The 16,123-nt window shown below is 71.7% G+C and carries 16 protein-coding genes; 7 read left to right on the forward strand and 9 right to left on the reverse strand.

Translation table 11 applies throughout. The features are described from left to right. Nucleotides 1-222: 222 nt before the first annotated feature. The gene (locus tag AB0N07_RS28985; protein ID WP_365840067.1) at nt 223-1,578 is read right to left on the reverse strand and encodes a hypothetical protein; all 1,356 of its coding nucleotides are present in this window, start codon (nt 1,576-1,578) and stop codon (nt 223-225) included. Between the two features lie 289 nt (nt 1,579-1,867). Here AB0N07_RS28985 and AB0N07_RS28990 point away from each other — a divergent pair, with 289 nt between their 5' ends. Then, nucleotides 1,868-2,251, forward strand: a complete 384-nt coding sequence (locus tag AB0N07_RS28990; protein WP_266962662.1) for a BlaI/MecI/CopY family transcriptional regulator — start codon at nt 1,868-1,870, stop codon at nt 2,249-2,251. A 93-nt stretch (nt 2,252-2,344) separates the two neighbouring features. After that, nucleotides 2,345-3,232: a M56 family metallopeptidase gene (locus tag AB0N07_RS28995; protein WP_365839983.1), complete on the forward strand. Its 888-nt coding sequence runs from the start codon at nt 2,345-2,347 to the stop codon at nt 3,230-3,232. Nucleotides 3,233-3,580: 348 nt separating this feature from the next. Here AB0N07_RS28995 and AB0N07_RS29000 read toward each other — a convergent pair whose 3' ends face one another. Beyond that, on the reverse strand, nt 3,581-4,726 hold the full coding sequence (locus tag AB0N07_RS29000) for an MFS transporter (RefSeq protein ID WP_365840068.1): 1,146 nt from the start codon (nt 4,724-4,726) through the stop codon (nt 3,581-3,583). 159 nt (nt 4,727-4,885) lie between these two features. Between AB0N07_RS29000 and AB0N07_RS29005 the strand changes: the two genes are divergently transcribed. From AB0N07_RS29005 to AB0N07_RS29015, 3 genes are all read left to right on the forward strand, one after another. After that, on the forward strand, nt 4,886-6,355 hold the full coding sequence (locus AB0N07_RS29005) for an AlkA N-terminal domain-containing protein (protein WP_365840070.1): 1,470 nt from the start codon (nt 4,886-4,888) through the stop codon (nt 6,353-6,355). A 20-nt stretch (nt 6,356-6,375) separates the two neighbouring features. Further along, on the forward strand, nt 6,376-6,873 hold the full coding sequence (locus AB0N07_RS29010) for a methylated-DNA--[protein]-cysteine S-methyltransferase (RefSeq protein ID WP_365840072.1): 498 nt from the start codon (nt 6,376-6,378) through the stop codon (nt 6,871-6,873). Nucleotides 6,874-7,054: 181 nt separating this feature from the next. Continuing rightward, a complete protein-coding gene (locus AB0N07_RS29015; protein ID WP_365839985.1) occupies nt 7,055-8,308 on the forward strand; it encodes a serine hydrolase domain-containing protein in 1,254 nt (417 codons plus the stop codon). A gap of 34 nt (nt 8,309-8,342) precedes the next feature. On the opposite strand, the gene AB0N07_RS29020 is transcribed toward AB0N07_RS29015, so the two are convergent. After that, the gene (locus AB0N07_RS29020; RefSeq protein ID WP_365839987.1) at nt 8,343-9,080 is read right to left on the reverse strand and encodes a Sir2 family NAD-dependent protein deacetylase; all 738 of its coding nucleotides are present in this window, start codon (nt 9,078-9,080) and stop codon (nt 8,343-8,345) included. A gap of 82 nt (nt 9,081-9,162) precedes the next feature. On the opposite strand from AB0N07_RS29020, the gene AB0N07_RS29025 reads away from it, so the two are divergent. Continuing rightward, nucleotides 9,163-9,363, forward strand: a complete 201-nt coding sequence (locus tag AB0N07_RS29025; RefSeq protein WP_365840077.1) for a DUF2191 domain-containing protein — start codon at nt 9,163-9,165, stop codon at nt 9,361-9,363. A 12-nt stretch (nt 9,364-9,375) separates the two neighbouring features. On the opposite strand, the gene AB0N07_RS29030 is transcribed toward AB0N07_RS29025, so the two are convergent. Then, entirely contained in the window at nt 9,376-9,870 is a 495-nt protein-coding gene (locus tag AB0N07_RS29030) for an NUDIX hydrolase (protein WP_365839989.1), read from the reverse strand. A gap of 278 nt (nt 9,871-10,148) precedes the next feature. Further along, nucleotides 10,149-11,222, reverse strand: coding sequence for an ADP-ribosylglycohydrolase family protein (locus AB0N07_RS29035; RefSeq protein WP_365839991.1), 1,074 nt, complete (start codon nt 11,220-11,222; stop codon nt 10,149-10,151). Between the two features lie 204 nt (nt 11,223-11,426). Between AB0N07_RS29035 and AB0N07_RS29040 the strand changes: the two genes are divergently transcribed. Next, entirely contained in the window at nt 11,427-12,545 is a 1,119-nt protein-coding gene (locus AB0N07_RS29040) for a glycerate kinase (RefSeq protein ID WP_365840079.1), read from the forward strand. Between the two features lie 168 nt (nt 12,546-12,713). Here the strand turns inward: AB0N07_RS29040 and pssA are convergent, their stop codons facing one another. From pssA to AB0N07_RS29060, 4 genes are all read right to left on the reverse strand, one after another. Further along, nucleotides 12,714-13,532: a CDP-diacylglycerol--serine O-phosphatidyltransferase gene (pssA, locus tag AB0N07_RS29045; protein WP_365840081.1), complete on the reverse strand. Its 819-nt coding sequence runs from the start codon at nt 13,530-13,532 to the stop codon at nt 12,714-12,716. A 22-nt stretch (nt 13,533-13,554) separates the two neighbouring features. Then, nucleotides 13,555-14,211 carry a phosphatidylserine decarboxylase gene (locus AB0N07_RS29050; protein ID WP_365840083.1) on the reverse strand — a complete coding sequence of 219 codons (657 nt, stop codon included), beginning with the start codon at nt 14,209-14,211 and terminating at the stop codon, nt 13,555-13,557. Between the two features lie 170 nt (nt 14,212-14,381). Continuing rightward, complete coding sequence (locus AB0N07_RS29055; protein ID WP_365839993.1) at nt 14,382-15,587, reverse strand: acyl-CoA dehydrogenase family protein; 1,206 nt, start codon at nt 15,585-15,587, stop codon at nt 14,382-14,384. A 3-nt stretch (nt 15,588-15,590) separates the two neighbouring features. Further along, nucleotides 15,591-16,118, reverse strand: a complete 528-nt coding sequence (locus tag AB0N07_RS29060; RefSeq protein ID WP_030936941.1) for a MaoC family dehydratase — start codon at nt 16,116-16,118, stop codon at nt 15,591-15,593. Nucleotides 16,119-16,123: the final 5 nt, after the last annotated feature.

A 16,123-nucleotide genomic window follows, 5' to 3' on the forward strand; every position in this document is an offset into this window, starting at 1 on the left:
CAGAGGTGCGGCTCCGCCGGGGGGTGGGGAGGGGGCGTCTTTCGTCCACGGCTTCGCGGTGGCTGGTCGCGCCCCGCGGCGGAGCCGCGGATCGATACAGCCCCGGACCCCTTGGGAAGGCTGCCGAACCGCACCGGATCTCGCCAGGGGCGCTTGAGCTGCCGGCGGTCAGGGAGGTGGCGGCCTCGGCGTTCATGCGTGCTGCCTTGTCCACGGACGTGGTCATCCCTGCCCGCCCTTCACTGCGGCGCCGGGAGACAGGTACGCATAACCGCCCCTCAGGCGGTGTGGCTGCCAGGTGCGGGCGTACGACGGCGGGTGGCCGAGATGAGCGGTGAGAAGAACGACCGGCATCCGGCGGCCGGTTCGCGCGAGTTCCGCCGGTGTGGTGTTGGCGTCGGGGCCGCCCGTGTGGGCGGAGGCGCAGCCTGCCGCGAAGGCGACCGGCACGGAATCGCCCCCGGTGACCAGGCACGGTGGGTGTACGCCGAGACGGCGCAGGTCCGCGGCGCTGCGGCCCCAGACACGGTGGTCGACGGTGCTTCTGGACACGGCGCGCTCCAACACGTCGAACTGGACGGCCAGATGGCCCGCGAGCCCCACGGCCACCAGCGTCACCGCCGAGGTCCGCCAGTGGCCGCTCGGTGCGGTGACCAGACGGGCCAGGGCGTCCGCGACCGGGATCGCGAGCAGGGCGTAGGCGGGCAGCAGGAAACGGGGTGCGGCATAGCCGATCAGGAAGAGGTACGGCACGGCCGCGGTCGCCGCGCAGGCCAGCGGCAGCAGCGTGGGGGTCGTACGGCGGGCCCGTACGGCGATGACCAGCGCGGCGGCGGCGAGCAGCGGCAGGACGAACCACCAGGCGATCACCGGCGGGCTCGCGATCGCCCCCGTGCACGGGCGGCACAGGGCGCGTCCGCCGAGGCTGCGGAGCTGGTCGACGACGGCGTTGTGCAGGCCCAGGCCGCCCTGGATGCGGGAGCCGGCGGCCAGCCGGGCGCCGACGCCGCCGTAGTCGACGTACGCCTCGACGATCCACTCGGTTGCCCCTGCCACAAGGCCGGTGACCAGGGCCGGCAGCAGCCACGGATGGCGTCGGGGGCGGACGAACAGCACGAGCGCGAGCAGCGGGAGGCCGACCCAGACGGCGTCCGTGGGCCGCATCCACGCCATCAGCGCCGCACCCGCGGCCACGCCCCACAGGGCGCGGCGCCGGGTACGGTCGGACCGGGCGTGCAGGAAGAAGGCCACGGTGGCCGACGCGCCCACGGCCACCCAGTAGTTGGGCATGGCCTGTGGGCCGTAGAAGAGGGTGATCCACAGCGATGCGAACAGGGCGCCGCCGGCCGCGATCACCCCTACCGGGAACAGGCCCCGCCAGGCTCGCAGGGCCCAGTGGAGACCGAGCCCGGACAGGACCGCCAAGTACACCCGTAGCAGCGCGGTGGACGAGGACCAGGAGGCGACCGGAGCCACCAGCAGAGTGATGCCGCGGGCGCGCGGTGCGCTGAAGAAGGCCGCCGGGGCGTGGGTGCTCACCTGGCTGACGTACACCGTCTCGTCCCAGCCCAGGCCCATGCCGGGCCGCACCAGGGCGAGTTGGAGCAGTGTGAAGGCGGCCGCCACCGCCGCGAGCCACCACTCGCCCGCGGAGCGCCACGGCGGCCGGTCGGTCGCCGGCGGCCCGTGCTGATAGGCGCGGGTCGGAGCGGTGTCGGGGGTCCTCGTCATCGTTCACCCATCCGGCCCTACAGGTTGTAGGGTTGGTCTCACCCTACAGGTTGTAGGTCGGGGTCGAACCGGAGCCGGGTAAGGGGCGGGTACGACTTGGTGACCGCCGAACCCTACGCACCGTAAGGTGGTGGCCATGGCAGGCACGACTTCTCGCGGCAGGGGCGAGCGACGCAGCCCCGGCGAGCTGGAGAGCGAGGTCCTCGCCACCCTGTGGGCGACGGACCGGGCCCTCACGCCTGCCGAGATCCAGACCGACCTCGGCGGCGACCTCGCCTACAACACCGTGCACACGATCCTGCGGCGACTGCACGACAAGAGCCTCGTCCTGCGGGACGCCGACGGCCGGCGCGGTGCCTACCGTCCGGCGAAGAACGCGGCACAGATGACCGCCGAGGCCATGCACCAGGCCCTGGACCGCGGCCCCGACCCGATAGCCGCCCTCCAGCAGTTCGTCACGGGACTGAGCCCGGCGGAGGAGGCCGCGCTGCGGGCACTCCTCGGCGAGAGCGGTGCGTGAGGCGGCGGCCGCAGCACCGGCACGGAGTTCACGAGACGCGCCTGTTTCGACAAGGAGGCGCAGAGGCAGCGGGCGAAGGAGGCGGCGCGGGCCATGAGGATCGACGTCTACACCCCGCTCCTGCTCTCCCTGCTGCTCGCTTTCGTCAGCCCGCAGGTCGGCCTGCGCCTCGCGCCCGCTCCGGCGGCCCGAGCCCTGACCGCGGCCGCCGTCCTCGCCGCGGGCGCCACCACCTGGGCGTTGGTCCTGCTGACCGTCACCCTCGTCGGCGAGGCGCCGCCGATCGTCGCAGACGCCCGTGAGGACGGCAGGGTACTGCCCGATCCCGTCCCGGAGATCGTCGCCCTCGCCGCGCTGGCGGTTCTCGCGGTGGCCGCCTGCCGGGTCCTGCGGGCGGTCCGCGCCGCACGCGCCACCCGCCGCACCCTGCGACACCTGTGCGAGGGCCACCCGGACGGCACCGAACTCGTCGTCGCGGCCTCACCGAGCGCGCAGGCGTTCGCGGTGCCCGGAACCCCGGGCCGGATCCTGGTCACCTCCGCGATGCTCGCCGCGTTGCGCCCCGCCGAACGCCGCGTCCTGTTCGCCCACGAGCGCGCCCACCTCGCGCACCGCCACTCCCTGCTCGTCCACGCGGTCACCCTCGCCGCAGCGGTGAACCCCCTGCTCGCACCGGTGCGTACGACGGTCGCCTACCTGGTGGAGCGCTGGGCCGACGAATGCGCTGCCGAGGCAGTGGGCGACCGCCGGACCACCGCCCAGGCCCTGGCCCGAGCCGCCCTGGTCGCCCACCGCCCCGGCTGCGCACTGAACTTCTCCGACCGCGCCGTCACCCGCCGCGTCGCCGCCCTGCAGACGGCCCCGCCACCCCACCTGCGCCCGATCGCCGCGGCGGTACTGGCCCTCGGCGTCCTACCCGCCCTCGGCGCGGCGGACGCGACGGGGGATCTGCTGCATCTGCTGGGCAGCGTGCTGACGTAAGGCGGGCGCCTGCCCTGGGGGTGATGGCGGATGCGCGCTCGCCTGGACTGGTGGGCTCTTGCCCGGGGTGGACGGGGGGCGGGCGCTGGTCCGGACCGGCGGGAGACGTGAGCGCCGGCTGCAGGTGGCGGCGCGGGCCGGTGATGGCGCTGGTGCTCGCCTGGACTCGATGGGGTGCGGGCGCATGCCCGGGCCGGACGGGGGCGCCGCCGCTCGCACGGACTGCACGGGGGCAGCGCCTTCCCCGGAGTGGACGCGGGCGGGCGCTGTCTGGCGTCGACAGCGTGTGCGAACTGCTCGCATGGGCAGCGTGCGCCCGCCCGTCATCCGGTCCGCCCCGCTCCCGCCTCAGCGTGCCCCGGCCGTCGCCCTCCGTACCCCCGCCGCAACCCCCACCGCCAAGCACCCCAGCACCACCGCCAACGCCCCGAACCCATACGTCAGGGTCGCTGCGGCCGCCACCCCCGCCACCAGCAACGGGCCGCCAGCATCCCCGAGCTCGCGGCCGAGTTCCGCCGCGCCCATCGTCTGCCCGAGCCGTTCCTGCGGGGTCGCGGAGGCCAGGGTCGCGAAGCCCAGTGGGGTGATCAGGCCGGTGCCGGTGCCGATGAGGGCGGCGGCGAGCAGGACCCCGCTCAGGCCGGGCAGCATCGCGCAGGCCAGGCCGGTTGCCGCGAGCAGCAGCCCGGTGGTGAGCCCCGCGCCCGCGGTGAGCCGCCCCGCGTCCAAGGCCCGCCCGGCACGCGGCTGTACGATCGCCGCACACCCCGCCAGCACCGACACCGCAGCCCCCGTCGCCACCGTCCCGAGCCCCGCCACCGCACCGGACACCGGCAGAAAGCCCACCCCGGCCGAGAGCGCGGCCGTGGCCCCCGCGAGCGCGGCCGTCGGTACGAGAAACGCCGGGTCCGTCAGCCGCCGCGCCAGGTCCAGCAGGGTCTGCCGGGCGCGGGGGAGCGGCGCCACGACGGGCACGGCGACCAGCGCCCACACCGCGACGGCGGCACCGAGCACCGCCAGTACGGCGAACAGCAGCCGCAGCCCGCCCGCCCACACCAGCATCCCGCCGAGCAGCGGTCCCAGGGTGTAGCCGACGGACTTGTAGAAGCCGTAACTCCCGAAGACCCGCCCGTGCTTGGCCGCCGGATTCAGCCGGGCCACCAGCGCGGACGCGGCCGGCGAGAACGCGGACGCCGCCGCGCCCTGCCCGAGCCGCGCGGCCCACAGCCACCCCGGGCTGTCCGCGAGGACGTACACCGCGGACGCGGCGGCGAACGCCACCAGCCCGCCGAGCAGCACCGGCCGTGCCCCCACCCGGTCGGCCACCGTGCCGAAGACCGGCTTCAGGACGACCTCCGCCCCGTCGTAGAGCGCCAGCAGACCGCCCAGGACGAGCAGCGAGGTGACCGCGCCCTTTCCGGCACCCCCGAGGTTCGCGGCGATACCGTGCGCCCCGAAGGCGGTGGTGAACCCCGCCGCGTACAGCGGCCACATCGGTCGCTGCCGTCCACGGTCCATGCAGGGCAGCGTACCCACCACGTACCGTGCACAGGAGAGGGTGATCCGGACCGCTCCAGCCCACACCACCTTGATGTCGGATTCTCGCCAGCCCCGGTCCCGCCCATCGCCGATGCTGGACGCATGCAGAACGGGATGCACACCGACCGAGAGCGCTGCGTACGCGCCGTCCAGTCCAAGGACGCCCGCTTCGACGGATGGTTCTTCACGGCGGTCCTGACCACCCGCATCTACTGCCGGCCCAGCTGCCCGGTCGTACCGCCCAAGCCCGAGAACATGACCTTCTACCCGAGCGCGGCCGCCTGCCAGCAGGCCGGGTTCCGGGCCTGCAAGCGCTGCCGCCCCGACACCAGCCCGGGCTCCCCGGAGTGGAACCAGCGCGCCGACCTCGTGGCCCGCGCGATGCGCCTGATCGCCGACGGCACAGTGGACCGCGACGGCGTCCCCGGCCTCGCCGCCCGCCTCGGCTACAGCACCCGCCAGATCGAACGCCAGCTGCTGGCCGAACTCGGCGCCGGCCCCCTGGCCCTGGCACGTGCCCAACGCGCCCAGACGGCCCGCCTGTTGATCGAGACGACCCCGCTCCCGATGGCGGAGATCGCCTTCGCCGCCGGCTTCTCCTCGATCCGCACCTTCAACGACACCGTGCGCGAGGTCTTCGCGCTCTCCCCGAGCGACCTGCGGGCGAGGCTGCCCAAGAAGAACGCCCCCGCGGCCCCCGGCGCCCTCACCCTCCGCCTCCCCTTCCGTGCCCCCCTCAACCCCGACAATCTCTTCGGCCACCTCGCGGCGACCGCCGTACCCGGCGTGGAGGAGTGGCGCGAGGGCGCCTACCGCCGCACCCTCCGCCTCCCGTACGGCCACGGCATCGCGACCCTGGCGCCCGAACCCGACCACATCGCCTGCCGCCTCACCCTCAGCGACCTGCGCGACCTGCCCGTCGCCATCAGCCGCTGCCGCCGGATGCTCGACCTGGACGCCGACCCGGTCGCGATCGACGACCAGCTCCGCACGGACCCCCTCCTCGCGCCGCTGGTGGACAAGGCGCCCGGCCGACGCGTCCCGCGCACGGTCGACGAGGCGGAGTTCGCCGTACGCGCCGTACTCGGCCAGCAGGTCTCCACGGCCGCCGCCCGCACCCACGCCTCCCGCCTGGTCACGGCACACGGCGACCCGATCGACGACCCCGACGGCGGCCTCACCCACCTCTTCCCCACCCCCGAGGCACTCGCCGCCCTCGACCCCGAGTCCCTGGCCATGCCCCGCACCCGCCGCACCAGCTTCACCACCCTGGTACGCCGACTCGCTGACGGAACCATCCACTTGGGCCCCGAGAGCGACTGGCCCGAAACCCGCGCCCAGCTCCTCGCCCTCCCCGGTTTCGGCCCCTGGACCGTCGACGTCATCGCCATGCGCGCCCTCGGCGACCCCGACGCCTTCCTCCCCACCGACCTCGGCATCCGCCGCGCCGCCCAGGAACTGGGCCTCCCGTCCACACCGGCGGCCCTCACCGCCCGCGCGGCGGCCTGGCGCCCATGGCGGGCGTACGCCGTCCAGTACCTGTGGGCGACCGACAGCCATCCGATCAACTTCCTGCCCGTATAAGGACGTTCGCGATGAACCCCGTGAAGCACCACACCGTGATCGACAGCCCGTACGGCCCCCTCACCCTCGTGGCCGACGACGGCATCCTGTGCGGCCTCTACATGACCGAGCAGCGCCATCGCCCACCGGAGGAGTCCTTCGGCGCACGGGACGAGACCCTCTTCGCAGCGGCAGAGGAACAACTGGAGGCCTATTTCTCAGGCGACTTGAAGGAGTTCACCCTCGAACTGCACCTGCACGGAACCCCGTTCCAGCGCATGGTGTGGGACCAGCTCCGCGAGATCCCCTACGGCGAGACCCGCTCCTACGGCGAACTCGCCGCGGCCCTCGGTAACCCGTCCGCGTCCCGCGCCGTCGGCCTCGCCAACGGCAAGAACCCGATCGGCATCATCGTCCCCTGCCACCGGGTCGTCGGCGCGAACGGCAGCCTGACGGGTTACGGCGGCGGCCTGGACCGAAAGCGACGACTGCTCGATTTCGAGCGGGGAACCGCACTGTTCCAGATGGGCGGGCCTTGAGATCGGGTTGTTCAGGCAGGGTCACCCTGATCAGGTATGAGCCTGACCCCGAGTCAGTTGTCAGGGTGCGGTGGGGGGTTACTCGGGGACGCTCCTGATGATCGTGGCTGCCGGGGTGCATGAGACTCGTGGTCGGGCCGGGCGTTCGCCGGTCCGACCATCACCTTGGGAGAGCCTTGCCGTGAACTGCTCCGTGCGTCGTACCCGTTGGTCCACCGTGGCAGCCGCCGGCGCCGTGCTGGCCGCCCTGGCCGTGAGCGTGGCCGCCCCCGCCTCCGCCGCGATCCCCGCTACGGCGCCTGCGGCCGCGGCGGCCAGCACGCCGCTGCCCGCGCTCGATCCGGTCAAGCTCAGGGCGGCCATCGGAGGTCTGCCCAGCGCGGACGTCACCGGCGCGCTGCTGCGGATCACCGGCAGCGCCGGCCACTGGTCGGGTTCCTCGGGCGTGGGCGACCTGGAGACCGGCCGGGGCGTCCCACGCAACGGGCACTTCCGGATCGGCAGCATCTCCAAGGTCTTCACCGCGACCGTCGTGCTCCAACTCGCCGCCGAGCACCGGATCGACCTGGACACACCCGTGCAGCACTACCTGCCGGGCGTGCTGCCCGCGGGACTGCCACCGGTCACGGTGGGCCGGCTGCTCAACCACACCAGCGGCCTGCCGCGCGGGGCCGACAGCCCGGACTTCGGCGACGGCAGCCCCGAATGGTTCGCCGCCAACCGTCTGAAGAGCTTCACCCCGCAGCAGGTGATCGACCTGATGGCCGGTCAGCCGATGCAGTTCGCGCCGGGCACCGCGCAGCAGTACAACGGCATGAACTACTACGTCGCCGGTGTGCTGATCGAGAAGATCACCGGGCACACCTTCGCCCACGAGGTGCAGTCCCGGATCACCCGTCCCCTCGGCCTGCACGACACCTACGTCCCTGACGCCGCCGACGCGACCCTGCCAGGCCCCCACTCGCACGGCTATCTGATGGTCAAGTCCGCGGATGGTACCAGGCACCCGGTGGACGTCACCGAGCAGAGCCCCTGGCCCTGGGCCGAGGGCGGCATGATCTCCACCCCCGCCGACCTCGACCGCTTCATCACCCAACTGTTCCGCGGCCGGCTCCTTCCGCCGGCCCAGCAGGCCGAGCTCTTCGCGGTCCCCGACGTCCCCAGCTACCACAGCAGCCAGTGCCGCACCCAGACGGACGCCGGCCGGGCCTGCATGACCATGGGCCTGATGCGGGTCAAGGCCGCCAACGGCGTCGTGGTCTGGGGCAAGACCGGCTCCCGCCCCGGCTACACCAGTGGCGTCTTCGCCACCAGCGACCTCTCCCGCAAGATCGTCTACTCGCTCAACCCCGACAACCTCGACGGCACCGAGATGCGCTACATCCAGCAAATCGCCGCAGCCTCCTTCGGCACCATCGTCCCGGCCGGGAGCTGATCCGTCGTGGACGCGCCGGACGGCGGTCCGGGCTCTACCTGCGGCTCTCGGCGTGCAACCGGTCCAGGAGTTCGGGCAGTGCGGTGCCGATGGGTTCCCGTACGACTTCGTCCGCGAGGTCGTCGTACGGCGTCGGGTCGGCATTGACGATGACGAGCCGTGCGCCGTTGTCGGCGGCGACGCCGGCGAGTCCGGCCGCGGGCTGTACCTGCAGGCTGGTGCCGACGGCGATGAACACCGAGCAGGCCTTGGTGATGGCGAGAGCCTCACCGAGGACCACCGGGTCGAGGCGCTCGCCGAACATCACCGTCGCCGACTTGAGAATGCCCCCGCACTCCAGGCACGCCGGGTCGTCCTCGCCGGCCTCGACCCGGGCCAGCGCGTCCTCCATCGGACCGCGCGCATGACAACCGGTGCACACGAAACTCCGTGCGGAGCCGTGCAGTTCGAGCACCTTGCGGGCGGGCAACCCGGCGAGCTGATGCAGCCCGTCGACATTCTGTGTGATCACCCGCACGGGTACCCCGGACCGCTCCAGCTCCGCCACGGCCCGGTGCGCGGCGTTGGGCTCGGCCTTCAGCGTGCGGTTCTTGCGCCGCATCTGCCAGGACCGCCGACGGATCTCCGGATCGCCCATGTAGTACTCGTACGTCACGAGCTTCTCGGCCTCGGGATCCTTCCGCCACAGCCCGTTCGGACCGCGGTAGTCGGGGATCCCGGAGTCGGTCGAGATACCGGCACCGCTGAGGATCGCGACGAGGGGCTTGCTCATGGCACCGAGGGTAGGACGGGGGACCGGCCGGGGCGAACGGATATTCGTGCGCGCAGTCCGGTGCTAGATTCCGGCCATGGCCATGGCCAAGGTCACCGTCTCGCTCGATGCCGAACTCGTCGTGGAAGTCATGGTCCTGGCAGGCGTCGGCAACCCTCAGGACGCCGTCGAGCTCGTCGTCCGCGACTACATCGAGCGCGGCCACCGGACCGAGGCCCGAGTCGCCGCGCGGGACGAGGGGCTGCGCGAGGTGGACGTCAAGCCCCGAGACCCCCAAGGTTGAGCCGACGCCCGGTCAGGCCACCCGCTGCCCGTTCTCCAGCTCGGCCGTGCCCGAGCCCTCCGCCAGGACGTCCAGGGCGACCCGGACGCGGTGGCCGAGGGTGCCCAGCAGGTATTCGTCGAGTTCCTCGCGGGGGACGAGGCGCCAGGAGAGCAGTTCCTCCTCCTGCAGGCGGATCGCCTTGAGGTCGTCCTCGTCGAGGACACCGCCGTCGTACAGATAGGCGACCAGCGGCGGCCAGCTCGGCTTGTACACCCAGTCGACCGCGAGCAGCGGGCCCAGTTCGCGGTCGAGGCCGATCTCCTCGAGCGTCTCGCGGCGCGCGCCCTGACGCGGGGTCTCGCCGTCGTCGGACTCGATCGTGCCACCCGGCAGCGCCCAGCCCTCACGGTAGTTGGGCTCGACGAGCAGCACCCGGCCCTCGGCGTCGCGGAAGAGGGCGGCGGCCCCGGCGAGAATGCGGGGCAGGCCGGCGAGATACGTGGCGAAGTCTGGCGTGGAGGTCATCCAGGAAGGGTAACCAGCTCGCGCAGCCCCATCTTGCCGTCGCTGCCCGGCCCGGGGAAGCGACGGACCAGGCTCGCCCTCGGCCAGGGCCTGTCGTTTGGATCAGGTCGGCCATAGCCAGCCCCGAGCGGGGTCATGGGGGTCCCCCCCGCTCGAGCGAAGTCGAGAGTGGGGGAGAGTGACGACAACGCGGCTGGAGGTCCCCCACGCCCTTGAGGCAGTGGGGGAGTGCGTGCCAGACCCCGCGACGCCGGGCTGATCCAAACGACAGGCCCTAGCTAGGTCTCCGCCTGGGCCAGCTGCACCGTCCGCTGCGCCAGCTCGCTGATCCGCACCCCGTCGAAGCCGAACACCGCACTGCGGACCGTGTCCTGCAGCGGCTCCTTCCACTGCGCCGGAATCGCGTCCGCCCCGGTCAGTACGCCCGCCACCGAGCCGGCCGTCGCCCCGTTGGAGTCGGTGTCCAGGCCGCCGCGGACGGTCAGCGTGATGGTGCGGGTGAAGTCGCCGTCGCCGTACAGAAGGCCCGCGGTGAGTACCGCGGCGTTCGGGATGGTGTGGATCCAGCCGAGCCCGGCGGTCTCCTCGGCGACCGTGGTGAGCGTGTCCTCCCAGGTCATCCGCGTGTCGTGGAGGGAGACGACCCGCCGCACGGTACGGGCGAGCCGACTGCTCGCCGGGACGACCGCGAGGGCCTGGTCGATCGCGTGCCGCACGGTGGGAGCGGTGAAGGCCGCCGCGATCAGCGCCGCCGCCCACATCGCGCCGTACACGCCGTTGCCGGTATGCGACAGCACGGCGTCCCGGCGGGCCAGGGAGGCGGCGCGGCGCGGTACGCCGGGGCAGGTCCAGCCGTAGATGTCGGCGCGGATCAGGGCGCCGATCCACTCCTGGTACGGGTTGTCGTACGTGGCCGTCAGCGGCGGCTTCAGCCCGTTGGCGAGATTGCGGTACGTGGCCCGCTCCGCCGTGAACGTCTGCAGATACGGCAGCCGCAGCAGCCACAGCTCGCCGACCTGCTCGGTGCTGAAGTCGAAGCCGTGAGTCTCCAGGAGGTCGAGGCCCAGGATCGCGTAGTCGACGTCGTCGTCACGGCAGCTGCCGTGGATACGGCCGCGCACGCACTGGCGCCACTCCGGGCGCAGCTCGAAGCCGTCGCTCTCGTCGGCGGGCTCGGGAAGGTAGTCGGTGAGGGGCAGTGCGGCGGCCTGCCGCAGATAGCGGTCGATACGGTCCCGCGTCCACAGGTCGCCCTGCTCGACCGGCTTGCCGAGCATGTTGCCCGAGATCCGGCCCAGCCAGCCCCCGAGGATGCGGTCCGCGAGCTCTGGCTCAGTGCCCACAGGGGTCATAGCAGAAGGTTTACCCAATTTGGGCGAGGCCTGCGCGGTGTCCGGCAAGGGACGCACAGCAGACCCCCGGCAGGCACCCACCGGTGTCCCAGGCTCCGGTCACGGAATGACGCCGGGGGTCTCCCCCGGTTAAGGTCGCAGCGGCGCGACTGGCCTTGACGTGCGCGAGGCCCGGAGAGCAAGGGGAAACAGGTGACACAGCGCGTGCTCATCGCCGCGGACAAGTTCAAGGGGTCGCTGACGGCCGTGCAGGTCGCCCAGCGGGTGACGGCCGGGCTGCGCCGGGTCGTGCCGGAGCTCCAGGTGGAGTCGCTGCCCGTGGCCGACGGCGGCGACGGGACGGTGGACGCGGCGGTCGCGGCCGGTTTCGAGCGGCGCGAGGTGCGCGTCGCGGGGCCGCTGGGCGACGAGGTGACGGCGGCCTTCGCACTGCGCGCGGGCACGGCGGTCGTGGAGATGGCCGAGGCGAGCGGGCTGCAGCGACTGCCGGCCGGCGTCTTCGCACCGCTCACGGCATCGACGTACGGCTCCGGCGAGCTGCTGCGGGCCGCGCTGGACGCGGACGCGCGCACGATCGTCTTCGGTGTCGGCGGCAGCGCGACCACCGACGGCGGCGCCGGGATGCTGTCCGCGCTGGGTGCGCGGTTCCTCGACGGGGACGGTGAGCCGGTTCCCCCGGGCGGCGGCGGTCTGAGCGAGCTCGCCTCCGCTGACCTGTTCGGCCTGGACCCGCGCCTCGCCTCCGTCGACCTGGTCCTGGCGAGCGACGTCGACAACCCGCTGACCGGCACGAAGGGCGCACCCGCCGTCTACGGCCCGCAGAAGGGCGCCTCCCCGGACGATGTGGAGGCCCTGGACACGGCTCTCGCGCACTACGCGAAGGTGCTGGAGGAAGCGGTCGGCGCGAAGGCGGCGGAATTCGCCGCGTCCCCGGGCGCGGGTGCGGCGGGCGGCATCGGCTACGGCGCCCTGCTCCTCGGCGCCGCCTTCCGCCCCGGCATCGAGGTGATGCTCGACGTGCTCGGCTTCGCGCCGGCACTGGAGTGGGCGGACCTGGTGATCACCGGGGAGGGCTCCCTGGACGAGCAGACCCTGCACGGCAAGGCCCCGGCCGGGGTCGCCGCCGCGGCACGCGCCGCGGACAAGGAGGTCGTCGCGGTGTGCGGCCGCCTGGCGCTGCCGCCGGACGCGCTGGGACGGGCGGGGATCCGACGGGCGTATCCGCTGACCTCCGTGGAGCCGGACGTCGCCAAGTGCATTGCGGATGCGGGGCCGATCCTGGAACGGGTCGCGGAGCAGATCGGCCGGGACTTCCTGACCTGAGACCAGGCTTTTTCGCCCCCGCCGCCCCTACCCGTCCCGACCCGGGGGCCGACCCCCGGACCCCCGGCTCCTCAAACGCCGGAGGGGCTGGATCTGGTTGAGCCAATCAGCAGCCGAAGGGCCCCGAACCCAATGGGTTCGGGGCCCTTCGGCGTCGTACAAGCGCCGCTACGGCAACTGCGCCGCCCGCGCCTCGCGCCGGTTGTCGCGGAAGTTGTTCACCCGGCGAGCCGTGGCGAACAGGGGGATCACCGCACCGGTGACCAGCTGGAGCGCGCAACCCGTCTGGAGGAGCAGCTGGCCGCTCGGGGCGTCGAACGCCCAGGCCGCCAGCAGACCCATCGACACGACGATCCAGGTCAGCATCGCCACGGCGAGGCGGCCCCGCGGCTTCGGGTACTCGACCCGGCTCACCATCAGCCAGGCCGTGCCCAGGATCGCCAGGAGGGTTGCCACGAAGGGCAGCTCGAGGAGCACGATCGAGACGACCGTCAGCGCGCCGAACGGTGACGGCATGCCCTGGAACATGCCGTTCGGGACGGTCACGCAGGAGAATCTCGCCAGACGCAGCACCACGGCCAGGAGCACCACGATTGCCCCGACCGCGGCCACCCGCTGATGTGCGTCGTCCGCGACCATGCCGTAGACGAGGACGAAGTACGCCGGCGCCAGACCGAAGCTGATCAGGTCCGACAGGTTGTCCAGCTCCGCGCCCATGGGGGAGGAGCGCAGTTTGCGTGCCACCAGGCCGTCGAACAGGTCGAAGACCGCCGCGCACAGCATCAGGATGACCGCGGTGGCCGCGCTGTGGCGGGCCATGCCGGTCTCCTGGTCGCCGGTGAGGTGCGGGATCAGGATTCCGGTGGTGGTGAAGTACACCGCCATGAAGCCGCACGTGGCGTTGCCGAGGGTGAGGGTGTCCGCTATTGAGAGGCGGAGAGAGAGGGGCATCTCCTCCTCTTCGTCCACCCCGTCGGCCTCGGGCACCCAGCCCGCCTGGGTATCAGGATCAATCACGGTCAATGCGAGTCACCCCAGCCACGGTCTTCTGGCCGACCTCGACCGCGACCTCCACGCCCTCGGGCAGGTAGATGTCGACGCGCGAGCCGAAGCGGATCAGACCGATGCGGTCACCCTGCTCGACCTTCGTCCCCTGCGGGATGTACGGCACGATGCGGCGGGCCACCGCGCCGGCGATCTGGATCATCTCGATGTCGCCGAGTTCGGTGTCGAAATGCCAGACTACGCGCTCGTTGTTCTCGCTCTCCTTGTTGAACGCCGGCACGAACCCGCCGGGGATGTGCTCGACCGAGGTCACCTCGCCGGAGAGCGGCGCGCGGTTGACGTGGACGTTGAGCGGGCTCATGAAGATCGCGACGCGGGTACGGCCGTCCTTCCACGGCATGATGCTCTGCACCACACCGTCGGCGGGCGAGATGACCCGGCCCGGGGCGATCTCGCGCTCGGGGTCGCGGAAGAACCACAGCATGCCCGCCGCGAGCGCGGTGGCGGGCACGGCCACGGCCTTGGCGACGCCGGAGCGGCGCGCACGGGCCAGGCTGAGGGCTGCGGTGGCGACGGTCGGCAGAAGCCACGGCGATGCTCCGCGCGCGAGGCGTACGCCGGCCCGGCTGTCGCGTGGTGCAGAGGTTTGGCTGTGGGGCATGGATGACCTTCGTAGCGGATGATGCCGCGCTGGAACGGGGGACGGCGGCTTTCCCGGGATGGTACCGGTCGCGGGCCGCAACTGGGCAAGCCAGGAAGCCGAGTCGGCGGCCGAAGAGTGCTGACGGGGTGTGATCTTCTTCTCCAAGAAAACACCCCGTATCCGGACATCTAGCCCTGGAACCGATACTCTTCGAGCAGCCTGCGACCGATGATCATTTTTTGGATCTCGGCCGTACCTTCACCGATCAGCAACATCGGGGCCTCGCGGTAGAGGCGCTCGATCTCGTACTCCTTGGAGAAGCCGTAGCCGCCGTGGATCCGGAAGGCGTCCTCCACGACCTCCTTGCAGTACTCGGAGGCGAGGTACTTCGCCATGCCGGCCTCAAGGTCGTTTCGCTCCCCGGAGTCCTTTTTGCGTGCTGCGTTGACCATCATGGCATGCGCGGCCTCGACCTTGGTAGCCATCTCGGCCAGCTTGAACTGGATGGCCTGGTGCTGGGCGATCGCCTTGCCGAAAGTGTGACGCTGCTGGGCGTACTGGACGCCGAGCTCGAACGCGCGCTGAGCGACGCCGCAGCCACGCGCCGCCACGTTCACACGGCCGACCTCCACGCCGTCCATCATTTGGTAAAAACCCCGGCCGGTCTGGCCACCGAGCACCCGGTTGGCCGGAATTCGCAGGCCGTCCATGATGAGTTCGGTGGTGTCGACGCCCTTGTAGCCCATCTTGTCGATCTTCCCGGGGATGGTGAGGCCGGGGCGGACCTCTCCGAAGCCGGGCTCCTTCTCGACCAGGAAGGTCGTCATCGACTTGTGGGGCGCTGTGCCTTCGGGGTGTCCTTCATCACTTCGGACCAGTACGGCGACCAGACTTGACGTTCCGCCGTTGGTCAGCCACATCTTCTGGCCGTTGAGGACGTACTCGTCGCCGTCCTTGACCGCCTTGGAGGTGATGGCGGACACGTCCGAGCCGAGGCCCGGCTCCGACATGGAGAAGGCGCCGCGGATGTCGCCGGCCGCCATGCGCGGCAGGAAGTGGTCCTTCTGCTCCTGCGTGCCGTGCTGCTTGAGCATGTACGCCACGATGAAGTGCGTGTTGATGATGCCGGACACCGACATCCAGCCACGGGCGATCTCCTCGACGCACAGGGCGTAGGTGAGGAGCGACTCGCCCAGGCCCCCGTACTCCTCGGGGATCATCAGGCCGAACAGGCCGAGTTCCTTGAGGCCGTCGACGATCTGCTGCGGGTACTCGTCGCGGTGCTCCAGCTCGGTGGCGACCGGGATGATCTCCTTGTCCACGAAGTCGCGGACGGTGGAGAGGACCTCCTGCTGGATGTCGGTCAGACCGGCGGTCTGGGCGAGACGGGCCATGGCTTACTTCTCCGACTTCTTTTCCGCAGGTGCGGTGAGCTCCGGGCGGCCGGGCTGCTCGCCGCCGCGCTCCTTGATGTACGTCTCGGTCGGCACCATCACCTTGCGGCGGAACACGCAGACCAGCGTGCCGTCCTGCTTGTAGCCCTTGGTCTCGACGTAGACGATGCCGCGGTCGTTCTTGGACTTGGACGGCCACTTGTCGAGCACGGTCGTCTGGCCGTAGATCGTGTCGCCGTGGAAGGTCGGCGCCACGTGCTTGAGCGACTCGATCTCCAGGTTGGCGATCGCCTTGCCGGAGATGTCCGGGACGGACATGCCGAGCAGCAGGGAGTAGATGTAGTTGCCCACGACGACGTTCTTGCCGAAGTCCGTCGTCTTCTCCGCATAGTTGGTGTCCATGTGGAGCGGGTGGTGGTTCATGGTGAGGAGACAGAACAGGTGGTCGTCGTACTCCGTGACCGTCTTGCCCGGCCAGTGCTTGTACGTCGCCCCGACCTCGAACTCCTCGTAGGTGCGTCCGAACTGCATCGCGC

Source organism: Streptomyces sp. NPDC051172 (assembly GCF_040682555.1).
Lineage (GTDB): Bacteria > Actinomycetota > Actinomycetes > Streptomycetales > Streptomycetaceae > Streptomyces.